Source organism: Pseudomonas sp. KK4 (assembly GCF_001984065.1).
Taxonomy (GTDB): domain Bacteria; phylum Pseudomonadota; class Gammaproteobacteria; order Pseudomonadales; family Pseudomonadaceae; genus Aquipseudomonas.
This window is the reverse complement of record NZ_LYVP01000019.1, coordinates 47773-72375: the sequence shown is the minus strand read 5'-3', so window position 1 is coordinate 72375 and position 24603 is coordinate 47773. Positions and strand designations below refer to the sequence as shown.

The following is a 24603-nucleotide window of genomic DNA, read 5'->3' as shown; positions in this document are numbered from 1 at the left end:
GGATATGTACTCAATCAGCCAGAGCCTGGTCGGCTATGAGGCCGCCATCGCTGGCAGGCCAGCTCCCACAGAAATTGGGGGGCATACGCAAAAACGAGGTCGTCTGTCAGGCCGCCTTCGCGAGCAAGCCTGCTCCCACCCGTCCAGCACTCACAAAAAAGGCGACCTCGAAGGTCGCCTTTTGCATTACTGCCCGAACTGCCGCCCCAATCCACCCGGCACACCATGGATATCCGTCTCTTCCCAAGGCCCTTTGGGACTGATCGACCGGCTCCAGCCGTTATCCCAACGGTAATAGGTACGCTGGCGGTAGAAGGTGTTGGGCTGATCATCCAGCACATACACCCCCAGTTTCGGATCCCAGTGGCTGTTGCCCCCGGGTGGCGGCGCAAAGCTTGCGGACGTACGCGGCAGCGGCTTGGCGGGCTTGGACGGGGTGGTCGGTTTGCCCGGTGCCGTCGACGGCGCCGGTTTGCTGCTCGGTTGCGACGGTGGAATCGGTGGCGGTGTCTGATGCTCGGACGGACGTTGGACCGCACAAGCGCTCAGCCCTAAAACAACGCTGAGCAGGGTGATACGGGCGATGGCGGTCATGATGGCGTTTCCTGTTATTTGTCCGGGCTGTCGATGGTCAGTGTTTGCGGCGCGGTGGTGCTACTGGCCAGAGGCTGGCTGCGACCGATCCACTCGCCTGCCGTCGGTTGGCCGGCGCGTGAAATGCGCGCAACCAGTTGGACTTCAGGGAAGTTGGACAGTTTCAACTGCGGCATCATCGCGTCGGCATCGCCCAGTTCGACGGTGGCCGGCAGGTCGGCCACGGTCAGGCGCTTGGCCGCCAGCGGCGCGGGTGGGCCTGAGGTGGCGCGGGCGAAAATGAACACGCTGTCGCCCGGTTGGACCTTGCCCTTCAGATCGGCTGCCAGATCCACCTGGACCTTGAGCAAAGCGCCCGTCCTGGCCACCGCCGCCGGGGCCACGGTGCCGCCGCTGGCCACCAGTTTCTCGGTGGCGCGAGCAATGCCGCCCTGCAAGGCGATGCGCGATTTGTCGTCCGGCGGCAGTTGCTCCAGCAGGCGATTCCAGTAATCGATGGCTTGCTGATAACGCTGGCCCTCGAAGGCTGCGATGCCCAGCAGACCGAGGCTGGTGACTTCTTTCGGATCAGCCTTCAACGCTTCGTCGGTCAGCGCCTGAATCTTGTCCGACCATTTCTTGCCATCGGCGAAATACTGCGCCTGGGCCCATTGCCCCAGCAGTTCAGGCTGACGCCCGGCGAGGTTCACCGTGCGCTCGAAGATCTTCGCCGCGTCGGCAGGACGGTCCTGGGTCATATAGGTACGGCCGAGGAAGTACAACGCCTCGGCAGATTCCGGCTGAGCAGCCACCGCACGCTCCAAGCGCTGAGTCATCTCTTCCATCGACTTGGGCGGCTGGGAAAACTCCCGGGTCAGCTCGACTTTGTCGCTGGCACCGAAGTGCAGGTACAGGCCAAGGCCCAGCACCGGCACCAGGATCGCCGCCAGCAACGGCGCCGGTTTGCCCAGGCGCGATACCCGCGGCGCAGCGACGCCTTCGGTGTCGGCGAGCAACTCACGGGCGGCTTCGGCGCGACCGGCGTCCATCTGCGCGGCATCCAGAACCCCTTCTTCCTGCTGAGTCTGCAACTCAGCCACGCGCTCCTGATACAGCGCCACGTTCAGGGCAGTACGATCCTCTTCGAGCTGGGCGCGACGACTACGCAGAACGGGGATCAGCAGAAAACTCAGGGCCACCAGGAGCAGCAGACCTGCAGCGAGCCAGAAATCAATCATTCTTGGTTTTTATCCAACAGGTGGTCGAGGCGCTCGCGCTCCTCGGCAGAAAGCGAGCCCGGGGTTTCGGCGCGTTGTGCGCGACGCCGGCGGACGATCACCGCGATGATCACGACACCGCCCAGCAACAGGCCGGCGGGGCCGAACCAGAGCAAGGCAGTCTTGGCGTTGAGGGCCGGTTTGTAGCGGACGAAATCACCGTAGCGATCGACCATGAAGTCGATGATCTGCTGGTTGTCCTTGCCCTCGCCAAGCATGCGGAAGATCTCCTTGCGCAGATCGGCAGCGATCGGTGCGTTGGAGTCGGCGATATCCTGGTTCTGACACTTGGGGCAGCGCAGTTCCTTGGTCAACTCGCGAAAACGCTCGCGGTCCCCTTCCTTGGCGAACTCGTAGGTGTCGATGGCCGCATGGGCGACACCGGCCAGACTCAGGCCCAACACCACGGCGGCTAAAAAGCGCTTCATGGCTTGGCCTCATCAACCAGCGCCTGATACTTGGCCGCCAGTTTTTCCCGCCATACCTGCTCGTCGATCACCCCGACGTACTTGTCGCGAATGATGCCCTTGGCGTCGATGAAGAAGGTTTCCGGCGCGCCATACACGCCCAGGTTCAGGCCCAGGGTGCCGGCGTCGTCGCGGATATCCAGTTGATACGGGTTGTGGAATTCGGTCAGCCACTTCAAGGCGTCGGCGTTGACGTCCTTGTAGTTGATGCCATAGATCACCACACCCTTCTCGGCCAGTTTGTTCAGCACAGGGTGCTCGACCCGGCAGGAAATGCACCAGGTGCCCCAGACGTTGACCAGTGCCGGTTTACCGAGGATGTCGGCGCGGGTCAGGGTTTTGTCGCCCTGCACCGCCGGCAGCGAGAACTCGGGAAACGGTTTGCCGATCATCGCCGAAGGCAACTCGGCCGGGTCCAGGTACAGGCCGCGATACAGGAAAACAACCACCACCAGAAATATCGCCAGTGGCAACAGCATCAACCAACGTCTCATGCAGTGGCTCCACTCATGCCCAGCGCTTCACGCACACGGCTTTTCACCTTGACCCGATAACGCCGATCCAGCGCCGCCAGCAACCCGCCCAGACCGGTGAGCAAGCCGCCGAACCAGATCCAGCGCACGAACGGCTTGACGTGCACACGCACCGCCCAGGCACCGTCGCCCAGCGGCTCACCCAGGGCAACGTAGAGGTCGCGGGTGAATCCGGCGTCGATCCCTGCTTCGGTCATCACCGAGTTCTGCACGGTGTACAAGCGTTTTTCCGGGTGCAGCACGCTGACCTCCTTGCCATCGCGGATCACTCGGATGGTGCCCTTGTCGGAGGTGAAGTTCGGGCCTTCGAAGTGCTTGGCGCCTTCGAAAACGAAATGGTAGCCGGCCAGGTCCATGGACTCGCCCGGCGCCAGGCGCAGGTCGCGCTCGGCGCTGTTCTGGCTCGACAGCACCACGCCCAAGGCGCAGACCGCGATGCCCAGGTGCGCCAGCTGCATGCCCCAATAGCTGCGGGTCAGGGTCGGCAGGCCTTTGATCAGGCCTTTGTGGCGCGTCTTGTCGAACAGGTCGCGCACGCCAGCCAACAACACCCAGGCCGCCAGCATGAAGGTGGCCAGCACGGCCCAGTTGAAATCGCCGTAGGCAACACCGGCCACCACCGCCAGCGCGGCGCTGCCAAGCAGTACCGGGGTCAGCATATTGAACAGCCATTTCACCGGGGTGTCTTTCCAGCGCACGATCACGCCGACCGCCATCACCAGCATCAGCAGCGCCATCAACGGAATGAACAGCGCGTTGAAGTACGGCGGGCCCACCGACAGCTTGGCGCCGGTCATCGCATCCAGAATCAGCGGATACAGGGTGCCCAGCAGAATCATCGACGCCGCCACCACCAGCACCAGGTTATTGCCCAGCAGCAGGGTTTCCCGGGACCAGAGGTTGAAGCCGACCTGGCTCTTGACCACCGGCGCGCGCAGGGCGAACAGCGTGAGGGAACCACCGACCACGAACAGCAGGAAAATCAGGATGAACACGCCGCGTTCCGGATCGGAAGCAAAAGCGTGCACCGAGGTCAGAACGCCGGAGCGCACGAGGAAGGTGCCCAGCAAGCTCAACGAAAACGCCGCGATGGCCAGCAGCACGGTCCAGCTCTTGAACACGCCACGTTTTTCCGTGACCGCCAGCGAGTGAATCAGCGCGGTGCCCACCAGCCATGGCATGAAGGATGCGTTTTCCACCGGGTCCCAGAACCACCAGCCGCCCCAGCCGAGCTCGTAGTAGGCCCACCAGGAGCCGAGGGTGATGCCGATGCCAAGAAAGGCCCAGGCGACGATGGTCCACGGACGCGACCAGCGCGCCCACGCCGCATCGAGCCGACCGCCCAGCAATGCGGCGATGGCAAAGGCGAAGGCCACGGAGAACCCGACGTAACCCATGTACAGCATCGGCGGATGCACGATCAGGCCGATGTCTTGCAGCAATGGGTTGAGATCACGACCGTCGGCCGGGATCTGCGGCAGGATGCGTGAGAACGGGTTGGAGGTGAGGATCAGGAACAGCAGGAAACCGGTGCTGATCATGCCCATCACCGCCAGCACTCGCGCCAGCATCACCTGCGGCAGTTGCCGGGAAAATACTGACACGGCGAAGGTCCAGGCCCCGAGGATCAAGGCCCACAACAGCAACGAACCTTCGTGGGCGCCCCACACGGCGCTGAACTTGAAGTACCACGGCAGTGCGCTGTTGGAGTTGCTGGCCACATAGGCGACGGAGAAGTCGTCGGTCATGAAGGCGTAGGTCAGGCAACCAAAGGCGAACACCAGAAAGGCGAACTGGCCCCATGCGGCGGGTTGGGCCAGGCTCATCCACAAGCGATCACCGCGCCAGGCGCCGAGCAACGGCACCACGGCCTGAACCAGCGCAAAGCACAGCGCCAGGATCATCGCCAGGTGGCCCAGCTCGGGAATGAAAATGCCGGAAGTCATGAATCAACCCTCCTTAGCGGGTGTGGGAGCGGATTGACCACTGTCTTTGAGCGCCTTGGTCACTTCCGGGGGCATGTATTTCTCGTCGTGCTTGGCCAGCACTTCGTCGGCCACCACCACGCCATCGGCATTGAGCTTGCCCAGGGCGACGATGCCCTGCCCTTCACGGAACAGGTCCGGGAGGATGCCGCGGTAAGTGATGGTGACGGATTTGTTGAAGTCGGTGACGATGAATTTCACGTCCAGCGAATCACTGGAACGCTGCAGCGAACCCTTCTCGACCATGCCGCCGGCGCGAATGCGCGTGTCGTGGGGCGCTTCGCCATTGGCGATCTGGGTCGGGGTGTAGAACAGATTGATGTTCTGCTGCAGAGCGCTCAGGGCCAGGCCGACGGCAGCGCCGACCCCGACCAGAATCGCCAGAATGATGATAAGACGCTTTTTACGCAGCGGATTCACTTGTCGCTCTCCCGGCGCAGACGACGCGCCTCTTGTTGCAGATACCGCTTGCGGGCCAGGATCGGCGCCGCCACGTTGAGGGCCAGCACCAGCAGGCAGATGCCGTAGGCCGACCAGACATACAGGCCATGATGGCCCATGGCGAGAAAGTCGCCGAATGAAGCAAAACTCATCGAACGGCCTCCAGGCTGCTTTGCACCTCAGCTTTCACCCAACTGGCCCGCGCCTCGCGCTTGAGCACTTCAAGACGCATGCGCAGCAGCAACACCGCGCCGAAGAAACAGTAGAAACCCAGCGCCGTCAGCAGCAGCGGCAGCCACATCTCGGCGGGCATCGCCGGTTTTTCGGTGAGGGTGAAGGTCGCACCCTGATGCAGGGTGTTCCACCACTGCACCGAGTATTTGATGATCGGGATGTTGATCACCCCGACGATCGCCAGCACCGCGCAGGCCTTGGCGGCGCTGTCACGATTGCTGATGGCGTTGCCCAGCGCAATGAGACCGAAGTACAGAAACAGCAGGATCAGCATGGACGTCAGTCGTGCATCCCAGACCCACCACGAGCCCCAGGTCGGCTTGCCCCAGATCGCACCGGTGACCAGCGCCACGGCGGTCATCCAGGCGCCGATGGGCGCCGCGCACTGCAGGGCGACGTCGGCCAGTTTCATTTTCCACACCAGCCCGACGCCGCCGCACACGGCCAGCATCACGTAGATGGACTGCGCCAGCATGGCGGCCGGGACGTGGATATAGATGATGCGAAAGCTGTTGCCCTGCTGATAGTCGGGCGGCGCGAAGGCCAGGCCCCACACCACGCCGACGCCGATCAGCAGCAACGCCGCAATGCTCAGCCAGGGCAGCATTTTGCCGCTGATGCCGTAGAACCATTTGGGTGAGCCGAGCTTATGAAACCAGGTCCAGTTCATTGCTGTTTCCATCACGGTTGCCGCTCGTTTTCACGAGTCGGTCACAGGGTCTGCCTGACTTCCGAAGAAGTGATCAAATTTTGACCAGACCTCATTATTATTCGCCGACGCTGATCTTCAGGCCAGCCGCTATTGCAAAAGGTGTCAGGGTTATCGCCAGGGCGGTCAGGCTGCCCAGCCACAACAGATAACCGGTCGCCGGCATGCCCTGCAGGGCCGCCTGCAAGGCGCCACTGCCGAGAATCAATACCGGGATGTACAAAGGCAGAATCAGCAACGCCAGCAACAGGCCGCCGCGCTTCAAACCGACGGTCAACGCCGCGCCCACCGCACCGAGCAGGCTCAACACCGGTGTACCCAGCAACAGGGAAAGCAGCAACACCGGCAGACAGGCGGCAGGCAGACCGAGCATCAACGCCAGCAAGGGTGAGAGCAAAACCAGTGCCAGGCCGGAAAACGCCCAGTGTGCCAGCACCTTGGCCAAAACCAGAAGCGCCAGGGGGTGCGGCGAAAGGACCCACTGTTCCAGCGATCCGTCCTCGAAATCACTGCGGAAAAGCCCGTCCAGCGAGAGCAGGACCGACAAAAGGGCCGCAACCCAGACCAGTCCCGGAGACAAGCTTTGCAACAATTGAGACTCGGGACCCACCGCCAGCGGGAACAGGGAAACGACGATGGCGAAGAACACCAGCGGATTGGCCAGTTCCGCCGGGCGACGGAACAGCAGACGGGCCTCACGGGCGACCAACAGGCCGAACACACTCATACGGCCCATTTCCCCAGGTCAATGTCGCGATAACCGGCCGGCATGCGGCTCAGCGTGTGGTGCGTGGTCAATACCACCATGCCGCCGCGTTCACAGTGACCGGCCAGGTGATCTTCCAACTGAGCCACACCTTGTTTGTCGAGGGCGGTGAACGGCTCGTCGAGAATCCACAGTGGAGGGCTGTCCAGATAGAGACGGGCCAATGCAACGCGACGCTGTTGGCCGGCGGACAGGGTATGGCAGGGAACGTCTTCGAAACCGCGCAAGCCGACCGCCGCCAGGGCTTGCCAGATCGCTTCGTGGGAGGCCGGTTGGTGCAGGGCGCAGAGCCAGCTCAGGTTCTCTTGCGGGGTCAGCAGGTCCTTGATCCCCGTGGCATGGCCGATCCACAACAGGTTGCGCGCCAACTCAGCGCGTTGTTCGTTGAGCGGTCGGCCGTTGAGCAACACGTCACCGGCCGTCGGCTGCATCAGCCCCGACAGCAGGCGCAGCAGACTGGTCTTGCCACTGCCGTTGGGGCCGCTGATTTGCACCATTTCGCCACTGGCCAGTCTCAAATCGAGATTTTCGAAGAGCAGCCGAAGGTCTCGCTCACAGGCAAGGGCAACGGTTTGCAGGACAGGACTGGTCAAGGGTTCACGGGCCTTATACGGTTCAAGTCGGCTCTGGCGCGGCCGTTAAAGAGATGCAGAATAGATGTATTGGCAGCCCTCACTAGAGAGCTGCGTCAAATAATTGCAATGTTTCCAGCACTCTGTATACAACGCGGCGGCATTATACATGCCATTTCCTACTCTCAAGAGTGCATTTTCCCAAGGTTGTGACCGCGTATGACAGGCGAAATGAACATCCTTCCGCTACCGCCCACCGCCCCGGCGACCACCCGGCCGCTGGCGGTCAGCGGCGAGTTGCTCAAGCTGTTGACGCCCATCGAAGGGCTGATCACTGCGGGGCAGACTGCAAAAGCCGAAGTGCTGTCACTCAAGCAGGCAGATCAGACTTTTCAACTGCTGCTCAAGGTCACCCTGGAAAGCGGGCGTCAGACGACGGTCCAGGCCACCAGCAGCCAGCCACTGCCGCAAGGGACCAACATCGCGGTGACCCAGCCTTCGGCAGGCAACCTGGCCATTACCGTGCAACAGGCCATCGCCTCCAGCGTCGCCACCCTCACCCGCCTGGATACCGCGCAATTGCCGGTGGGCACCCTGTTGCAAGGCAAAGTGCTGACCTCCCAGGTGTTGCAGCAGGTGCCGGGGCAACCGACGGTGTTCCGCTCGATGGTGACGCTGCTCAACACTGCCCTGAGCGGCAGCACCCTGAGCATCGACAGCCCGCAGCCGTTGCGCATCGGCACCCTGCTCAGCGCCCAGGTGCAGGACACGCAGACCTTGAAGTTCGTGCCCTTGAGCAACCGCCAGGAACAATTGGCCGTGACCCAGCAATTGGGTACCCAGGCCAGCCGCCAGGGTTCGCTGGACGGCTTGCTCAAACTCCTGCAAAACCTGCCGCCTTCGGATCAAACTTCCAAGGATCTGCGCGCTGTCGTGGACAAGTTGCTCGCTGGCCTGCCGGACGTTCAACAACTGAGCACCCCCAAGGGCCTGGCCCTGGCGCTGGCCGGCAGCGGCGCGTTCCTGGAAAGCAAACTGCTGACCGGGCAAAACCCGACACTCGCCCCGGACATGAAGGCCGATCTGCTCAAACTGATCGCACAGCTCACGCCGAGCCTGCCGGCCAGCACCAACCTCGGTGCCATCATCGCCGCCAACACCCTGGCCCAGGCCATGCCGAGCTTCGTGCGTAACGCCTTGGGCATGCTCGGCCAGGTCAGCGCCAAGCCGTCGCCCACCAGTTTTCCGCTGCCCGAGCGCCTGTTGCAGAGCGGCGACGACGAAGACGACCTCGAACATCTGCTGCGCCTGGCCGCAGCCGCGGTTTCACGCCTGCAAAGCCATCAACTGTCGAGCCTGGAACAAACCGGTGTGACCAGTGACGGCCGCCTGATGAGTACCTGGCAACTGGAAATCCCGATGCGCAACCTGCAGGACATCGTGCCCTTGCAGATCAAGTTCCAGCGCGAAGACACCCCGGAGAAAGAACAGCCCCAGGAACGCCGCGACGAGCGCGAACCCAAGCAGCAAATGTGGCGCGTGGAGCTGGCGTTCGACATGGAACCCCTGGGGCCGATGCAAATCCAGGCACAACTGATCAAGGGCAGCCTGTCCAGCCAGCTGTGGGCCGAACGGCCATACACCGCCAGCCTGATCGAAAACAACCTGGCTGCACTGCGCCAACGCCTGCTGGCCTCGGGCCTGAACGTCGGCGATCTCGATTGCCACCAGGGCAAACCGCCCCAAGGCCCGCAAACCCGTCTCGAACAACGCTGGGTCGACGAAACCGCATGAAAAAACCCGACGCCCCCCGCCAGGCCATCGCCCTCAAATATGACGGCAGCCACGCCCCGACCCTGACCGCCAAGGGTGATGAAGAACTGGCCGAAGAAATTCTGCGCATCGCCCGCGAGTACGAAGTGCCGATTTATGAAAACGCCGAGCTGGTGAGGTTGCTGGCGCGCATGGAACTGGGGGACAGCATTCCGGAGGAGTTGTATCGCACGATTGCGGAGATCATTGCGTTCGCGTGGAATTTGAAGGGCAAGTTTCCGGCGGGGCAGGATCCGGATGCGCCGAGGGTGGAGAAGGATGTGACGGAGCGTGGGGATGACTACTGAAGGTCAAGATCGGTAGCGCCTGACAGATCGCCTTCGCGAGCAAGCCCGCTCCCACATTGGACCGCATTTCTTTCAGGAAAAGCTCGGTCAAACGGTGGGAGCGGGCTTGCTCGCGAAGGCGGTGTATCAAACGACGCGCAACATCAGTTCTTGTGCAATTTGCTCATCAACTCCGCCTCAGCCTGGGTCAGGCCGCAGGACTGGGTCAGCTCATCGACGCTGGCGCCCATGCCGACCAATCGCGCCGCCTGGGCGAACGACAGGCTGGTGGGGTCGCGTTGTTCCAGTTGAGCAAGCTTGTCCGGCAGGGGCGCGACGATGGCACGCAGTTCGTGCAGGTCCTCGCCCATCCGCACATTGCCGTTCTGATAGTCGTCCACGCGTTTGGCCAGGTCCTTGATGCGCTGATCACGCAGCGCATCGCCCTGGGCCTGTTGCGCGGCGATCAGTTTTTGACTGCGTATGTACGCCAGAAACATTGCCAGCGTGCCTGCCCAGAAGAGGAACAGGACAATGACCGCAACCTCGAGAATCAATCAGATACTCTCCAGTTCCGACCATTCTTCTTCGCTCATCATCTTGTCCAGTTCGACGAGGATCAGCAGTTCGTTGTTCTTGTTGCACACACCCTGGATGAACTTGGCGGATTCTTCGTTACCCACGTTAGGCGCGGTTTCGATTTCCGACTGACGCAGGTAAACCACTTCGGCGACGCTGTCGACCATGATCCCGACCACTTGCTTGTCGGCTTCGATGATGACGATGCGGGTGTTGTCGCTGATTTCGGCATTCATCAGGCCGAAGCGCTGGCGGGTGTCGATCACGGTGACCACGTTGCCGCGCAGGTTGATGATGCCCAGCACGTAGCTTGGAGCACCCGGTACCGGGGCGATTTCGGTATAGCGCAGCACTTCCTGAACGCGCATCACGTTGATGCCGTAGGTTTCATTGTCCAGCTTGAAGGTTACCCATTGCAGGATCGGATCTTCGGAACCCTTTGCCGCCGTCGCCTTGTCATTCATAGCCTGTCCCCTCAAGAAACCGCCCTAGCGGTGTGTGTTTCGTGCACCGGCATTCGAACGCCGGTGCGTGTTTGTTATGTCGGTTTGTGGTTCGGCTTACTGCCGGACATGTGCTTTGCCCCGCCGCTGGCGATCAACTCGGCCAGTGAGGCAACGTCGAGCAAGGCGCACATGTGTTCAATCACCGTGCCGGCGAGCCATGGCCGCTGACCTCGATGACTTCTCCATTTGATTTCGTTCGGGTCCAGGCGCAACGAGCGGCTGACCTGATGCACCGCCAGCCCCCACTCGTAGCCCTGGACCGAGATCACGTATTGCAGCCCCTGCTTGAAATCGTCGCGATAGCGATCGGGCATGACCCAGCGCGCCGTGTCGAGCACCTTCAGGTTGCCGGCCTGGCTCGGCAGGATCCCGAGGAACCACTCCGGCTGGCCGAACAGCGGCGTCAACTCGTGGCCAGCCAGGGCGTAGATCGAGCCCAGGCACACCAGCGGCACCGCCAGGGTCAACCCGGCGACGTCGAACAGCAGGCATTCGAAAGGCTCCGCAGCCCAACTCGGGCGACCGTCTGTCTCAACCGGTGGCGGCGTGTTGCTTGGCGGCAGGTGCACTTCGACGACGGGCGGCACCAGGGTTTGCTGCACTTCGACAGCGACGGGCTGCACTTCAGCCGGGGGCGGCACCAAGGCTTGCAGCAGCGGAGCGATGGTCGAGACCGGCGCCATGACAGGTGCCGGTGCTTCAATCACCGACGCCTTGAACACCGGCGCTACCGAGGCTCGCACCGGCGCGGCCGCGGCGGCATCCCGGGCCTGCTCTTCGAGCACCGCTGCCTGGAATTCGTCCAGTACCGCTTCGGTGGCGATCTCCTCGGTCACTGTCTCCGGGGGCAGCGCCATTTCCTCGGTCACTTCCTGCAGCAGGCTGTCCAGGTAGGACTGCAAGGCCAGTTGCGGGCGTGATGTGGTTTTCAATGGCCGGTTCATGCGCACGCACCTGCAGGCGCGAGCAGGCTCGCAATGAACCTGAAAGCGTCACGGGGTGTCAGGTTTTTCGTGTCATCGTTGACGATCTTCGCGAGCAAGCTCGCTCCTACAGGGATCATGGTCATGTCAGGCCACCTGCGCGACGAGTTGCGCGGCAAGCAGATGCTTGAGCAGCGCACGGTAGGCCAGCACGCCACGGCTCTTGCCGTCGAATTGCGAAGGCGTCACCCCGGCGCGGCTGGCATCGCGCAGGCGCGTGTCCACCGGGATGTAGCCCTGCCAGATCTCATCCGGAAACTTGTCGCGCAACACCCGCAACGTACCGAGGGAGGCTTGGGTGCGGCGGTCGAACAGCGTCGGCACGATGGTGAATGGCAGTGCCTGTTTGCGTGAGCGATTGATCATCGCCAGGGTATTGACCATGCGCTCCAGGCCCTTGACGGCCAGGTGCTCGGTCTGCACCGGGATCACCAGTTGCTGGCTCGCCGCCAGGGCGTTGACCATCAGCACGCCGAGCAGCGGCGGGCTGTCGATGACCGCGTAATCGAAGTCCTGCCACAGTTGCGCCAGGCTCTTGGCGATCACCAGGCCCAGGCCGCTCTGGCCCGGCGACTGGCGCTCGAGGGTTGCCAGTGCAGTACTCGACGGCAACAGGGAAATCAGTGGATCACTGGTCGACAGCAGCAATTGCCCGGGCAGGCCCTGGGGCACGCTGCCCTTGTGCAGGAACAGATCGTAGTTGCTGTGTTCCAGGCTGTCGGGGTCGTACCCGAAATAACTGGTCATCGAGCCGTGGGGGTCGAGGTCGACCACGACCACGCGCTTGCCCGCCTCGGCCAGCAATCCGGCTAAAGCGATGGAGGAAGTGGTTTTACCAACACCACCCTTTTGATTGGCAACTGCCCAGACTCTCATTCGGATTGTTCCTCCCGGTCGAACGGGTCGGCCGAGAAATAGCTCAACGTGTTAATGCGGGTGACGGAGAATTGACGGAGCTCTCGCGTACCGGCGACTTGACCGGGGTCGGTGCAGTTTGTGTGCCAGCCCGCTTCAATGCCGCATCGGGCGTCGTATGAGCGGTACCGGTGCCGGTCAGGCTGCGTCGCACATCGAGATTGCGCGACACCACCAGCACCACGCGGCGGTTGCGTGCGCGCCCCTCGGCAGTGGCGTTATTGGCCACCGGCTGAAACTCCCCGTAACCCACGGACGCCAGGCGGCTGGGGTTGACCCCTTGCATCGCCAGCATGCGCACGATGCTCGCCGAACGGGCCGAGGACAATTCCCAGTTGGTCGGGTATTGCGCGGTGCGGATCGGTTGGTCGTCAGTGAAGCCTTCGACGTGAATCGGGTTATCGAACGGTTTGAGGATCGCCGCGACCTTGTCGATGATGTTGAACGCGATGTCGCTGGGCATGGCATCGCCGCTGCCGAACAACAGGCTGGAGTTGAGTTCGATCTCGACCCACAACTCATTGCCGCGCACGGTCATCTGGTTGGAGCTGATCAGGTCGCCGAACGCCGCGCTGATGTCATCGGCGATGCTTTTCAAAGGATCGCTCGCACCGGCCACCCCGGCATCGACCTGCTCACTGTCCTTGACCAACGGCTTGGCCGGGGTCACGGTCTTGGGCCGTTCTTCGCCAATGGGGATCGGCTTGAGCGAGCGATCGACGTCAGTGAAGACCCCGAGCAACGCCTGGGAAATGACCTTGTACTTGCCCTCGTTGATCGACGAGATGGAGTACATCACCACGAAAAAGGCGAACAGCAGCGTGATGAAGTCGGCATAGGAAACCAGCCAACGTTCATGGTTTACGTGCTCTTCATGCTGGCGACGACGGGCCATGAGCTTATTCCCTTAATCCATGAAGCCCTGAAGCTTCAACTCAATGGAGCGAGGGTTTTCACCTTCGGCGATCGACAGGATCCCTTCCAGCAACATTTCGCGATAACGCGACTGGCGCAAAGCAACGGATTTGAGCTTGGCGGCAATCGGCAGCAGCACCAGGTTGGCACTGGCCACGCCGTAGATGGTGGCGACGAAGGCCACCGCGATGCCGTTACCCAGTTGCGAGGGATCACCCAGGTTGCCCATCACGTGGATCAGGCCCATCACCGCACCGATGATGCCGATGGTCGGCGCATAGCCGCCCATGCTTTCGAAAACTTTGGCCGCTTCAATGTCCCGGGCTTCCTGGGTGTAGAAATCCACTTCCAGAATGCTGCGAATGGCTTCCGGCTCGGCGCCGTCGACCAGCAGTTGCAAGCCTTTGCGCGCATAGTTGTCGGGTTCGGCATCCGCCACGCCTTCAAGCCCCAGCAGGCCTTCCTTGCGTGCGGTGAGGCTCCAGTTGACGACACGATCGATACCGCCGGCCAGGTCGACACGCGGTGGAAACAGGATCCACGCGAGGATCTGCATGGCGCGCTTGAAGGCGCTCATTGGCGATTGCAGCAACGCCGCACCGATGGTCCCGCCGAGCACGATCAGCGCCGCCGGGCCGTTGGCCAGTGCACCGAGGTGACCGCCTTCGAGGTAGTTGCCGCCGATGATGGCGACGAACGCCATGATGATGCCGATAAGGCTGAGAACGTCCATCAGATACAGGCCTCAACGATGTGCTTGCCGATGTCGTCGAGGCTGTACACCGCGTCGGCGAGTTCGGCTTTGACGATCGCCATCGGCATGCCGTAGATCACGCAGCTGGCTTCGTCCTGGGCCCAGATCGAACTGCCACCCTGCTTGAGCAGGCGCGCGCCTTCACGACCGTCGGCGCCCATGCCGGTCAACACGACCGCCAGAACTTTGTCACCGTAGGACTTGGCCGCCGAACCGAAAGTGATGTCCACGCACGGTTTGTAATTCAGGCGCTCATCCCCCGGCAGAATTTTCACTGCGCCACGGCCGTCGATCATCATTTGCTTGCCACCCGGTGCGAGCAAGGCCAGGCCCGGACGCAGGATGTCGCCGTCCTCGGCTTCCTTGACGCTGATGCGGCACAGCTTGTCCAGGCGTTCGGCGAAGGCTTTGGTGAACGCGGCGGGCATGTGCTGGATCAATACGATCGGTGCCGGGAAGTTGGCCGGCAGTTGGGTCAGTACCCGCTGCAGGGCCACCGGGCCGCCGGTAGACGTGCCGATGGCCACCAGTTTGTAGGCTTTGCGTTTCGGCGCCGGCGAGGACGGTGCGTGGGCAGGCGTACGGGCAGGGATTGGCGCCGGGCGCGCAGGCGCGCTGCTGCCGTGACTGCCGATGCTCGAGGGCGCTGGCGTCGGGGCGGGCGCGGCAACCGGGGCCGGCGCGCTGTAGCTGCTGACACGACGGTTGCTGCGGGAAATGCTGAGGATTTTCTCGCACAGCAGTTGCTTGACCTTCTCGGGGTTGCGCGAGATGTCTTCGAAATTCTTCGGCAGGAAGTCCACCGCGCCGGCGTCCAGCGCATCCAGGGTCACCCGGGCGCCCTCGTGGGTCAGCGAGGAAAACATCAAGACCGGAGTCGGGCAGCGCTGCATGATGTGCCGCACCGCCGTGATGCCATCCATCATCGGCATCTCGTAGTCCATGGTGATCACGTCCGGCTTGAGGGCCAGCGCCTGATCGATCGCCTCTTTGCCGTTGGTCGCCGTGCCGACGACCTGGATATTCGAATCCGCTGAAAGAATTTCCGAGACGCGGCGGCGGAAAAACCCCGAATCGTCCACCACCAGGACTTTGACTGCCATAAACACTCCATTAGATGGAGCGAGGCCCGTCGCCCCGCTCCACCGAAATCAAATACGCCGTGTGGCGTAACGCTTGAGCATGCTCGGAACATCGAGAATCAGCGCAATGCGACCGTCACCGGTGATGGTGGCGCCCGACATGCCCGGGGTTCCCTGGAGCATCTTGCCCAACGGCTTGATGACCACTTCTTCCTGGCCCACCAGTTGATCGACAACAAAGCCGATCCGCTGGGTGCCCACCGAGAGGATCACCACATGGCCTTCGCGCTGCTCTTCGTGAGCGGCGGAGCTGACCAGCCAGCGCTTGAGGTAGAACAATGGCAGCGCCTTGTCCCGCACGATCACCACTTCCTGGCCATCCACCACGTTGGTGGTCGACAGATCGAGGTGGAAGATCTCGTTGACGTTCACCAGCGGGAACGCGAAGGCCTGGTTACCGAGCATGACCATCAGCGTCGGCATGATCGCCAGGGTCAACGGCACCTTGATGACGATCTTCGAACCCTGGCCCTTGGCCGAGAAGATGTTGATCGAGCCGTTGAGCTGGGAGATCTTGGTCTTCACCACGTCCATGCCCACGCCACGGCCGGACACGTCGGAGATCTCGGTCTTGGTCGAGAAGCCCGGGGCGAAAATCAGGTTGTAGCATTCGGTGTCGCTCAGACGATCGGCCGCATCCTTATCCATCACACCGCGCTTGACCGCGATGGAACGCAACACGTTGGGGTCCATGCCCTTGCCGTCATCGGAGATCGACAACAAGATGTGGTCGCCTTCCTGCTCTGCCGCCAGGATTACCTTGCCGCCACGAGCCTTGCCCGACGCTTCGCGTTCTTCCGGCGACTCGATGCCGTGGTCGACCGCGTTGCGCACCAAGTGGACCAGCGGGTCGGCCAGGGCCTCGACGAGGTTCTTGTCGAGGTCGGTTTCTTCGCCCACCAGTTCCAGGTTGATCTCTTTCTTGAGCTGGCGGGCCAGGTCGCGAACCAGGCGCGGGAAGCGCCCGAAGACTTTCTTGATTGGTTGCATCCGGGTCTTCATGACCGCGGTTTGCAGGTCGGCGGTGACCACGTCGAGGTTCGACACCGCCTTGGACATGGCTTCGTCGGCGCTGTTGGCACCCAGGCGCACCAGACGGTTACGCACCAGCACCAGTTCGCCGACCATGTTCATGATTTCGTCCAGACGCGCGGTGTCGACCCGCACGGTGGTTTCGGCTTCACTGGCCGGTTTTTCCGCAGGCGGTGCGGCGGGCGCACGAGTCGGAGCCGGTGCGGCACCAGGTGCCGGTGCAGGCTTGGATGTTTCGGGTTTGGGCGCTTCGGCCTTTGGTTCTGGCGCCTTGGCCACCGGTTTTGGCGTGGCGGCCTTGGCCACTGTCGTCGCCACGGAAGCATCGGTGCCGGTGGCTTGGCCGACTTCGGTGAACTTGCCTTTACCGTGCAACTCGTCGAGCAGCGCTTCGAACTCGTTATCGGTGATCAGGTCGCTGCCGGCGGCCGCGGCGGCGGCGGGTGCCGCAGGCGGTGTGACCGAAGCGATGGCCGACTCCAGGGCATCCACCGCAAAGTTACCCTTGCCATGCAACTGGTCGAGCAGTGCTTCGAATTCGTCGTCGGTGATATCGGAACTGTCGCCCGCGGCTTTCGGTGCCTCGGGCGCGGCCGGCGCGGCGGACGGTACGACCGCATCGACAGCGAACTGACCCTTGCCATGCAGTTGATCGAGCAACGACTCGAACTCGGCATCGGTGATTTCGTCGCTGGCAGCACTGTCGCTGACAGGTGCAGCAGCGACCGCTGTGCCCTCGGCCTGGGCCTTGACGGCGTTCAGCGAGTCCAGCAGTTGTTCGAATTCATTGTCGGTGATGTCGACCGATTCGCTTTCCGCCACAGGCGCTTCAACGATTTCCGCGACCGGTGCGGCGGCGACCTCGTCGGCACTTTGCGGCTCGGCCAGACGGGCCAGGGCAGCGAGCAATTCAGGCGTGGCCGCAGTGATCGGGCCACGTTCACGGACTTCGCTGAACATGCTGTTCACCGCGTCCAGTGCTTCGAGAACCACGTCCATCAACTCCGAGTCAACGCGACGCTCACCCTTGCGCAGGATGTCGAATACGTTCTCGGCGATGTGACAGCATTCCACCAACTCATTGAGCTGGAGGAAGCCGGCGCCCCCTTTTACAGTGTGAAAACCGCGAAAAATTGCATTGAGCAAGTCCGCATCATCCGGGCGGCTTTCCAGCTCGACCAGTTGCTCGGACAGTTGCTCTAGAATCTCGCCGGCCTCAACCAGGAAATCCTGAAGGATCTCTTCATCGGCGCCGAAGCTCATTAAGGGTGTGCTCCTACAGGTCTAAAAACCCAAAAAACCCAGGATCCAAATCTAAAATCCAAGGCTGGATAACAAATCGTCCACATCGTCCTGACCGGACACAACGTCTTCTCTTTTATCGGCATGAATCTGCGGACCTTCACCCTGAGAGAGATGTTTTTGTGGATCTTTTTCTGCAAGCATCGCCGCACGGTCATGCTCGATGCCCGCAAAACGGTCCACCTGGCTGGCCATGAGTACGAGCTTGAGCAAGTTGCTTTCGACTTCGGTGACCAGTTGGGTCACACGCTTGATCACCTGACCGGTGAGGTCCTGGTAATCCTGAGCCAGCAGGATGTCGTTGAGGTTGCTCGACACCGCGCGACCGTCCTCGCTGCTGCGCGCCAGGAACGCGTCGACGCGCCGGGCCAGCTCGCGGAACTCTTCAGCCCCGACTTCGCGACGCATGAACCGGCCCCAGTCGGTGCTCAGCGCCTGGGCTTCATCGCTCAGGCGGTTGACCAGCGGCGTGGCGTTTTCCACCAGGTCCATGGTGCGGTTGGCCGCGGCCTCGGTCAGCTTGACCACATACCCCAGACGCTCGGTGGCGTCGGTGATCTGGGACACTTCCTCGGCTTGCGGCATGTGCGGGTCAATCTGGAAATTGACGATCGCGCTGTGCAGCTCGCGGGTGAGCTTGCCCACTTCCTGATACAGGCCGCGGTCACGGGTCTGGTTGAGCTCATGGATCAATTGCACAGCATCGCCGAACCTGCCCTTTTCAAGGCTGGCGACCAGTTCGACGGCGTGTTTTTTCAGGGTCGATTCAAAATCGCCCTGCGAAGATTCGTTATGCCCCATAGCTCCCCCGTGGCGCAGATCAACCAATGCGTTCGAAAATCTTCTCGATTTTTTCTTTCAACGCCTGGGCCGTGAAGGGTTTGACCACATAGCCGTTAACACCGGCCTGGGCCGCTTCGATGATCTGCTCGCGCTTGGCTTCGGCGGTCACCATCAGCACCGGCAGGTGCTTGAGCTTTTCATCGGCGCGCACATGGCGCAGCAGATCGATACCGGTCATGCCTGGCATGTTCCAGTCCGTTACCAGAAAGTCGATGCTCCCGCTGTTGAGGACCGGGATGGCGGTAGTGCCATCGTCAGCCTCGACCGTGTTGGTGAACCCAAGGTCACGCAACAGGTTTTTTATGATCCGCCGCATCGTTGAGAAGTCATCAACGATGAGGATTTTCATGTTCTTGTCCAATTCGACCTCCAAGCAGACTAAAACGCGCCCAGCACCTGGGCGCGCCATTTCAATCAATCTGGCGAAACACTCGATGATTGTCTGGAGTACAACGAATCGAGACCGGCGCGGCTCATCACCCCACCAGCCACGTCGCAGTGCCCCCACACCGCCTTCAGCGCGCTCGCCACTCTCCCAGACGCCCCCGCAAGCGGGCCGCGCACTGGCTATGTAACTGGCTGACCCTGGACTCGCTGACGCCCAGGACCTCACCGATTTCCTTGAGATTCAACTCTTCGTCGTAGTACAGCGCCAACACCAGTCGCTCACGCTCCGGCAAATTGGCAATCGCATCCGCCAGCGCCGCCTGGAAGCGTTCATCTTCCAGATCGCGTGACGGTTCGAGATGGGCACTGGCGCCATCCTCGTGCAGCCCTTCGTGTTCGCCGTCCTGCAGCAGGTCGTCGAAACTGAACAGACGGCTGCCCAGGGTATCGTTCAAAATCGCGTAGTAATCGTCGAGACTCAATTGGAGTTCGGCCGCAACTTCGTGATCTTTAGCGTCACGGCCGGTTTTAGCTTCAATTGCACGAATGGCGTCGCTGACCATTCGGGTATTGCGGTGGACTGAACGCGGCGCCCAGTCCCCTTTGCGCACTTCGTCGAGCATGGCGCCACGGATGCGGATGCCCGCGTAGGTTTCGAAACTGGCCCCCTTGCTGGCGTCGTATTTGGTCGAGACTTCCAGCAGGCCGATCATCCCGGCCTGGATCAGGTCTTCAACCTGGACGCTGGCCGGCAGGCGCGCCAGCAAGTGATAGGCAATGCGTTTGACCAATGGCGCGTAACGCTCGATCAGCTCGTATTGCGCATCACGCGCCGACTTTTTGTAAAGGTTGTAGCCGCTGGCTGTCATAGCACGGGTCCTGCCGTTTGTTGCACGAGGCGCTCGACGAAAAACTCCAGGTGGCCCCGTGGATTGGCCGGCAAAGGCCAGGTGTCAACTTTCTGCGCGATGGCCTTGAACGCCAGCGAGCACTTGGAACGCGGGAAGGCTTCATAGACGGCACGCTGCTTCTGCACGGCCTTGCGCACGCTTTCGTCGTAGGGCACCGCACCAACATATTGCAGGGCGACGTCGAGGAAGCGATCGGTGACCTTGGTCAACTTGGCGAACAGGTTGCGACCTTCCTGCGGGCTCTGGGCCATGTTGGCCAGGACGCGGAAACGGTTCATGCCGTAGTCGCGGTTAAGCAGTTTGATCAGGGCGTAGGCGTCGGTGATGGAGGTCGGCTCGTCGCACACCACCAGCAACACTTCCTGGGCGGCGCGAACGAAACTGACGACCGAGTCACCAATCCCCGCTGCGGTGTCGATCACCAGCACGTCGAGGTTGTCGCCGATGTCGCTGAACGCCTGGATCAGGCCGGCGTGTTGTGCCGGGCTCAAGTGAACCATGCTCTGGGTACCGGACGCGGCCGGCACGATGCGGATGCCGCCAGGCCCCTGCAACAGTACGTCGCGCAGCTCGCAGCGACCTTCGATCACGTCGGCCAGGGTGCGTTTGGGGGTCAGGCCCAACAGAACGTCGACGTTCGCCAGCCCCAGATCGGCGTCCAGCAGCATGACGCGACGGCCAAGCTCAGCTAAAGCCAGGGACAAGTTCACTGACACGTTAGTTTTGCCGACGCCACCTTTGCCGCCGGTCACCGCGATCACCTGTACGGGATGCATGCTGCCCATGTTATTTCTTTACCTTGTCTTGCATAGACGGAGGCCACATGACTGGCTGCGCGTTCACAACCGGAACAATGCATGGCAGACCATCGATGTAGGTACAAAAACTATTCATTGTTACCTCAGCCAACCTGCTTGGTCGGGCTGTGGTAGATATCAGCGAACATGTCAGCCATGGCTTCTTCGCTGGGCTCTTCCTGCATTTGCACGCTGACGGCGCGACTGACCAGTTGATGACGGCGCGGCAGATGCAGATCATCCGGAATCCGCGGGCCATCGGTCAGGTAGGCCACCGGCAATTCATGACTGATCGCCAGGCTCAACACCTCGCCCAGACTTGCCGTTTCATCCAGTTTAGTCAGGATGCAGCCAGCGAGCCCGCAGCGCTTGTAACTGTGATAAGCGGCCGTTAGAACCTGCTTCTGGCTGGTGGTTGCCAGGACCAGGTAATTTTTTGACCTGATGCCACGCCCGGCCAGACTTTCGAGTTGCATGCGCAGCGCTGGATCGCTGGCCTGAAGACCTGCGGTGTCGATCAGCACCACGCGCTTGCGCAGCAGTGGATCCAACGCCTGCACCAGGGATTGTCCCGGATCGACGTGGGTTACCGACACATTGAGAATCCGACCGAGGGTCTTGAGTTGTTCCTGGGCGCCGATGCGATAGCTGTCCATGCTCACCAGTGCGATGTTCTGCGCGCCGTACTTGAGCACGTAGCGGGCAGCAAGCTTGGCCAGGGTGGTGGTCTTGCCCATGCCGGCCGGACCGACCATGGCGATCACACCGCCCTCTTCGAGCGGTTCGATTTCCGGCGTGACGATCATCCGCGCCAGGTGCGCCAGCAACATGCGCCAGGCCTGACGGGGTTCTTCGATGTCGGTGATCATTGCCAGCAGATCCCGCGACAACGGGCCGGACAGACCGATGCGCTGCAGGCGACGCCAGAGGTTGGCCTGATCGGGACGACGACCTTGCAACTGGTTCCACGCCAGAGAGCCCAACTGCACTTCCAGCAGCTCTCGCAGGCCATTGAGTTCGAAGCGCATCGAATCGAACGCACGCTGGTCGATCGAAGGCGCTGCGGCCGGTGCAGGCGCGGGGCGACGCGGCTCGGCGTAGGTCGGCTCGATCAGTGGTTCGGCGGCGGTCAACGGCAGGCCGGCGAACAACTGGCGATTGGTGGCGTTGTCGCTCTCGCCCTCGCTGCGCAGGCTCAGTTCGGCCTGAGCGGTGACGATCCGCGATTGGGTCTTGCGCAGCTCGTCTTCAAGTTCCATGTTCGGAACCCGCGGCGCCAGCGCCGACAGCTTGTAATCCAGGGCAGCCGTCAACTCGACACCACCGGCGATCCGGCGGTTGCCAATGATGGCAGCCTCAGCGCCCAGCTCATCACGAACCAGCTTCATGGCCTGACGCATATCGGCGGCGAAAAAACGCTTAACTTGCATAAACCACTACCTCAGCCGTTGGGCCCTACTGTCGCAACGATGGTCACTTGCTTGTTGTCCGGTATTTCCTGGTAGGCCAGCACATGCAGACCCGGTACTGCCAGTCGGCCAAACCGCGAGAGCATCGCGCGTACCGGACCGGCCACCAGCAGAATCACCGGTTGACCTTGCATCTCCTGGCGCTGCGCCGCATCGATCAACGAACGTTGCAGCTTCTCGGCCATGCTTGGCTCCAGCAGAACGCCCTCTTCAGAGCCTTGTCCTGCCTTCTGCAGACTATTGAGCAATATCTGTTCCAACCTTGGCTCCAGCGTGATCACTGGCAGCTCGGAGTCAGTGCCTACAATGCTTTGCACGATTGCGCGCGATACCCCGACCCGCACGGCAGCCACCAACGCGGCGGTATCTTGACTCTTGGACGCATTGTTGGCGATGGCTTCGGCGATGCTGCGAATGTCGCGCACCGGCACCTGTTCGGCCAACAATGCCTGCAGAACCTTGAGCAGCTGCGACAGCGACAGCACGCCCGGTACCAGTTCCTCGGCCAGTTTCGGCGAATTCTTCGCCAGCAACTGCATAAGCTGCTGCACTTCTTCGTGACCAATCAGCTCACTGGAGTGCTTATACAGAATCTGATTCAAGTGAGTGGCCACTACTGTACTGGCATCGACCACTGTATAGCCAAGAGATTGTGCCTGGGCACGCTGACTTATTTCGATCCACACCGCTTCCAGGCCGAAAGCCGGATCTTTGGCGGTGATGCCGTTGAGCGTACCGTAGACCTGCCCGGGGTTAATCGCCAGTTCGCGGTCCGGGTAGATCTCAGCCTCGGCCAGAATCACGCCCATCAGGGTCAGGCGATAGGCACTGGGTGCCAGATCGAGGTTGTCGCGGATGTGCACAGTGGGCATCAGGAAGCCCAGGTCCTGGGACAGCTTCTTGCGCACGCCCTTGATCCGCGCCAGCAACTGCCCGCCCTGGTTGCGATCCACCAGGGGAATCAGGCGGTAGCCCACTTCCAGGCCGATCATGTCGATGGGTGTCACGTCGTCCCAGCCCAATTCCTTGGTTTCCTGGGCGCGGGCCGGCGATGGCAGCAGTTCCTGCTGACGCTTGACCTCTTGCAGCGCCTGCACCTTGACCATGTTCTGCTTGCGCCAGAACAGGTACGCACCGCCCGCCGCCAGGGCAGCCATGCTCAGGAAGGAAATGTGCGGCATGCCGGGCACCAGGCCCATCACTGCCATCAAGCCCGCCGCCACGGCCAGCGCCTTGGGCGAGGCGAACATCTGACGATTGATCTGCTTGCCCATGTCTTCCGAACCGGAAGCACGGGTCACCATGATGGCAGCCGCTGTCGACAACAACAGTGATGGCAATTGCGCCACCAAACCGTCACCGATGGTCAGCAGTGCGTACACCTTGCCGGCGTCGGCGAACGTCATGTTGTGCTGGAAGATACCGACCGCCATGCCGCCGATCAGGTTGATGAACAGAATCAGCAGGCCGGCGATGGCGTCACCGCGCACGAATTTGCTGGCACCGTCCATGGAGCCGTAGAACTCGGCTTCCTGGGCCACTTCCGAACGGCGGGCCTTGGCCTGGTTCTGGTCGATCAGGCCGGCGTTGAGGTCGGCGTCGATCGCCATTTGCTTGCCGGGCATTGCATCGAGGGTGAAACGCGCGCTTACCTCGGAAATCCGCCCGGCACCCTTGGTCACCACCACGAAGTTGATGATCATCAAAATCGCGAAAACCACGATACCGACCACGTAGTTACCGCCGATCACCACCTCACCGAACGCCTGGATCACCTTACCGGCGGCCGCGTGTCCGTCCTGACCGTGCAGCATCACCACCCGGGTGGATGCCACGTTGAGCGCCAGGCGCAACAGCGTCGCCACCAGCAGGATGGTCGGGAACACTGCGAAATCCAGCGGCCGCAAGGCGTATACGCAGACCAGCAGCACGACGATGGAAAGGGCAATGTTGAACGTAAAAAACACGTCGAGCAGGAACGGCGGCACCGGCAACATCATCATCGCCAACATGACCAGCAGCAACAGCGGCACGCCCAGATTGCCTCGGCTGAGGTCTGCCATGTTCGTGCGGGCACTGTTGATTAACTGAGAGCGATCCACCGGTATTCCCCGTTCCTTTGAAGCAAACTTTTGACGCCTGAAGCAGGCGCAACGGGGCTACTGCAAGAAGCTTTCCAACTTTAGCGGGGGTTTGAAATTGAAGGGTTTTCAGGGGGATGGGGGTGGCTGGGCGGACGTCATCGCGGGCAAGCCTCGCTCCTACAGCTTTGGTTGATAGAAGGGTCGCGAACGATGAGAAACCGCAGGAGCGAGGCTTGCCCGCGAAGAGGCCGGAACTGCCCACCTATCAGTTCTGCCAGTACCCACTGCATGCGACAAGACCGATACTGAGCGCCAGCACTTCGGAGCA

Annotated in this window: 26 protein-coding genes; 2 read left to right on the top strand and 24 right to left on the bottom strand. The window is 61.7% G+C overall.

Translation table 11 applies throughout. The features are described from left to right. Positions 1–186: 186 nt before the first annotated feature. The 10 genes from B0W55_RS09860 to ccmA form a co-directional block, all read right to left on the bottom strand. Complete coding sequence (locus tag B0W55_RS09860; protein ID WP_077045811.1) at positions 187–594, bottom strand: hypothetical protein; 408 nt, start codon at positions 592–594, stop codon at positions 187–189. Positions 595–608: 14 nt separating this feature from the next. Continuing rightward, a complete protein-coding gene (gene ccmI, locus B0W55_RS09855) occupies positions 609–1811 on the bottom strand; it encodes a c-type cytochrome biogenesis protein CcmI (RefSeq protein ID WP_077045810.1) in 1203 nt (400 codons plus the stop codon). Then, positions 1808–2278, bottom strand: coding sequence for a cytochrome c-type biogenesis protein (locus B0W55_RS09850; protein ID WP_077045809.1), 471 nt, complete (start codon positions 2276–2278; stop codon positions 1808–1810). Before B0W55_RS09850 ends, ccmI begins: the two co-directional genes overlap by 4 nt. After that, complete coding sequence (locus B0W55_RS09845) at positions 2275–2811, bottom strand: DsbE family thiol:disulfide interchange protein (protein ID WP_077045808.1); 537 nt, start codon at positions 2809–2811, stop codon at positions 2275–2277. Before B0W55_RS09845 ends, B0W55_RS09850 begins: the two co-directional genes overlap by 4 nt. Then, entirely contained in the window at positions 2808–4796 is a 1989-nt protein-coding gene (locus B0W55_RS09840) for a heme lyase CcmF/NrfE family subunit (RefSeq protein WP_077045807.1), read from the bottom strand. The genes B0W55_RS09845 and B0W55_RS09840 overlap by 4 nt, the downstream gene beginning before the upstream one ends. A 3-nt stretch (positions 4797–4799) precedes the next feature. Next, entirely contained in the window at positions 4800–5255 is a 456-nt protein-coding gene (gene ccmE / locus B0W55_RS09835) for a cytochrome c maturation protein CcmE (RefSeq protein WP_077045806.1), read from the bottom strand. Next, positions 5252–5428: a heme exporter protein CcmD gene (gene ccmD, locus B0W55_RS09830; RefSeq protein ID WP_077045805.1), complete on the bottom strand. Its 177-nt coding sequence runs from the start codon at positions 5426–5428 to the stop codon at positions 5252–5254. Before ccmD ends, ccmE begins: the two co-directional genes overlap by 4 nt. Continuing rightward, positions 5425–6180 (bottom strand): heme ABC transporter permease, encoded by a 756-nt coding sequence (locus B0W55_RS09825; protein WP_077045804.1) that lies wholly within the window; start codon positions 6178–6180, stop codon positions 5425–5427. Before B0W55_RS09825 ends, ccmD begins: the two co-directional genes overlap by 4 nt. A 97-nt stretch (positions 6181–6277) precedes the next feature. Continuing rightward, positions 6278–6946, bottom strand: a complete 669-nt coding sequence (gene ccmB / locus B0W55_RS09820; protein WP_077045814.1) for a heme exporter protein CcmB — start codon at positions 6944–6946, stop codon at positions 6278–6280. After that, positions 6943–7578 carry a cytochrome c biogenesis heme-transporting ATPase CcmA gene (gene ccmA, locus B0W55_RS09815; protein WP_077045803.1) on the bottom strand — a complete coding sequence of 212 codons (636 nt, stop codon included), beginning with the start codon at positions 7576–7578 and terminating at the stop codon, positions 6943–6945. Before ccmA ends, ccmB begins: the two co-directional genes overlap by 4 nt. 198 nt (positions 7579–7776) lie before the next feature. Here ccmA and B0W55_RS09810 point away from each other — a divergent pair, with 198 nt between their 5' ends. Then, positions 7777–9351, top strand: coding sequence for a flagellar hook-length control protein FliK (locus tag B0W55_RS09810; RefSeq protein ID WP_077045802.1), 1575 nt, complete (start codon positions 7777–7779; stop codon positions 9349–9351). Then, positions 9348–9677: an EscU/YscU/HrcU family type III secretion system export apparatus switch protein gene (locus tag B0W55_RS09805; protein WP_077045801.1), complete on the top strand. Its 330-nt coding sequence runs from the start codon at positions 9348–9350 to the stop codon at positions 9675–9677. The genes B0W55_RS09810 and B0W55_RS09805 overlap by 4 nt, the downstream gene beginning before the upstream one ends. A 143-nt stretch (positions 9678–9820) precedes the next feature. On the opposite strand, the gene B0W55_RS09800 is transcribed toward B0W55_RS09805, so the two are convergent. The 14 genes from B0W55_RS09800 to flhA form a co-directional block, all read right to left on the bottom strand. Then, positions 9821–10213 carry a DUF2802 domain-containing protein gene (locus tag B0W55_RS09800; RefSeq protein ID WP_077045800.1) on the bottom strand — a complete coding sequence of 131 codons (393 nt, stop codon included), beginning with the start codon at positions 10211–10213 and terminating at the stop codon, positions 9821–9823. Then, positions 10214–10699 (bottom strand): chemotaxis protein CheW, encoded by a 486-nt coding sequence (locus tag B0W55_RS09795; protein ID WP_007980742.1) that lies wholly within the window; start codon positions 10697–10699, stop codon positions 10214–10216. Positions 10700–10773: 74 nt separating this feature from the next. Next, positions 10774–11685, bottom strand: a complete 912-nt coding sequence (locus tag B0W55_RS09790) for a CheW domain-containing protein (RefSeq protein ID WP_077045799.1) — start codon at positions 11683–11685, stop codon at positions 10774–10776. Between the two features lie 126 nt (positions 11686–11811). Then, positions 11812–12600 carry a ParA family protein gene (locus tag B0W55_RS09785; protein ID WP_077045798.1) on the bottom strand — a complete coding sequence of 263 codons (789 nt, stop codon included), beginning with the start codon at positions 12598–12600 and terminating at the stop codon, positions 11812–11814. Between the two features lie 43 nt (positions 12601–12643). Continuing rightward, positions 12644–13534 (bottom strand): flagellar motor protein MotD, encoded by an 891-nt coding sequence (gene motD, locus B0W55_RS09780; protein WP_077045797.1) that lies wholly within the window; start codon positions 13532–13534, stop codon positions 12644–12646. A gap of 12 nt (positions 13535–13546) precedes the next feature. Further along, positions 13547–14287: a flagellar motor protein gene (locus B0W55_RS09775; protein ID WP_077045796.1), complete on the bottom strand. Its 741-nt coding sequence runs from the start codon at positions 14285–14287 to the stop codon at positions 13547–13549. Continuing rightward, positions 14287–15411, bottom strand: coding sequence for a chemotaxis response regulator protein-glutamate methylesterase (locus B0W55_RS09770; protein WP_077045795.1), 1125 nt, complete (start codon positions 15409–15411; stop codon positions 14287–14289). The genes B0W55_RS09775 and B0W55_RS09770 overlap by 1 nt, the downstream gene beginning before the upstream one ends. A 48-nt stretch (positions 15412–15459) precedes the next feature. After that, positions 15460–17745, bottom strand: a complete 2286-nt coding sequence (locus B0W55_RS09765) for a chemotaxis protein CheA (protein ID WP_077045794.1) — start codon at positions 17743–17745, stop codon at positions 15460–15462. Positions 17746–17796: 51 nt separating this feature from the next. Continuing rightward, on the bottom strand, positions 17797–18585 hold the full coding sequence (locus B0W55_RS09760; protein WP_077045793.1) for a protein phosphatase CheZ: 789 nt from the start codon (positions 18583–18585) through the stop codon (positions 17797–17799). A 19-nt stretch (positions 18586–18604) separates the two neighbouring features. Continuing rightward, on the bottom strand, positions 18605–18976 hold the full coding sequence (locus tag B0W55_RS09755; RefSeq protein WP_003183998.1) for a chemotaxis response regulator CheY: 372 nt from the start codon (positions 18974–18976) through the stop codon (positions 18605–18607). A 166-nt stretch (positions 18977–19142) separates the two neighbouring features. Then, a complete protein-coding gene (gene fliA / locus B0W55_RS09750; protein WP_077045792.1) occupies positions 19143–19883 on the bottom strand; it encodes an RNA polymerase sigma factor FliA in 741 nt (246 codons plus the stop codon). Further along, positions 19880–20710, bottom strand: coding sequence for a flagellar synthesis regulator FleN (gene fleN, locus B0W55_RS09745; protein WP_008001746.1), 831 nt, complete (start codon positions 20708–20710; stop codon positions 19880–19882). Before fleN ends, fliA begins: the two co-directional genes overlap by 4 nt. Positions 20711–20826: 116 nt before the next feature. After that, positions 20827–22152, bottom strand: a complete 1326-nt coding sequence (flhF, locus tag B0W55_RS09740; protein WP_077045791.1) for a flagellar biosynthesis protein FlhF — start codon at positions 22150–22152, stop codon at positions 20827–20829. A gap of 11 nt (positions 22153–22163) precedes the next feature. Next, on the bottom strand, positions 22164–24293 hold the full coding sequence (gene flhA, locus B0W55_RS09735) for a flagellar biosynthesis protein FlhA (RefSeq protein ID WP_077045790.1): 2130 nt from the start codon (positions 24291–24293) through the stop codon (positions 22164–22166). Positions 24294–24603: the final 310 nt, after the last annotated feature.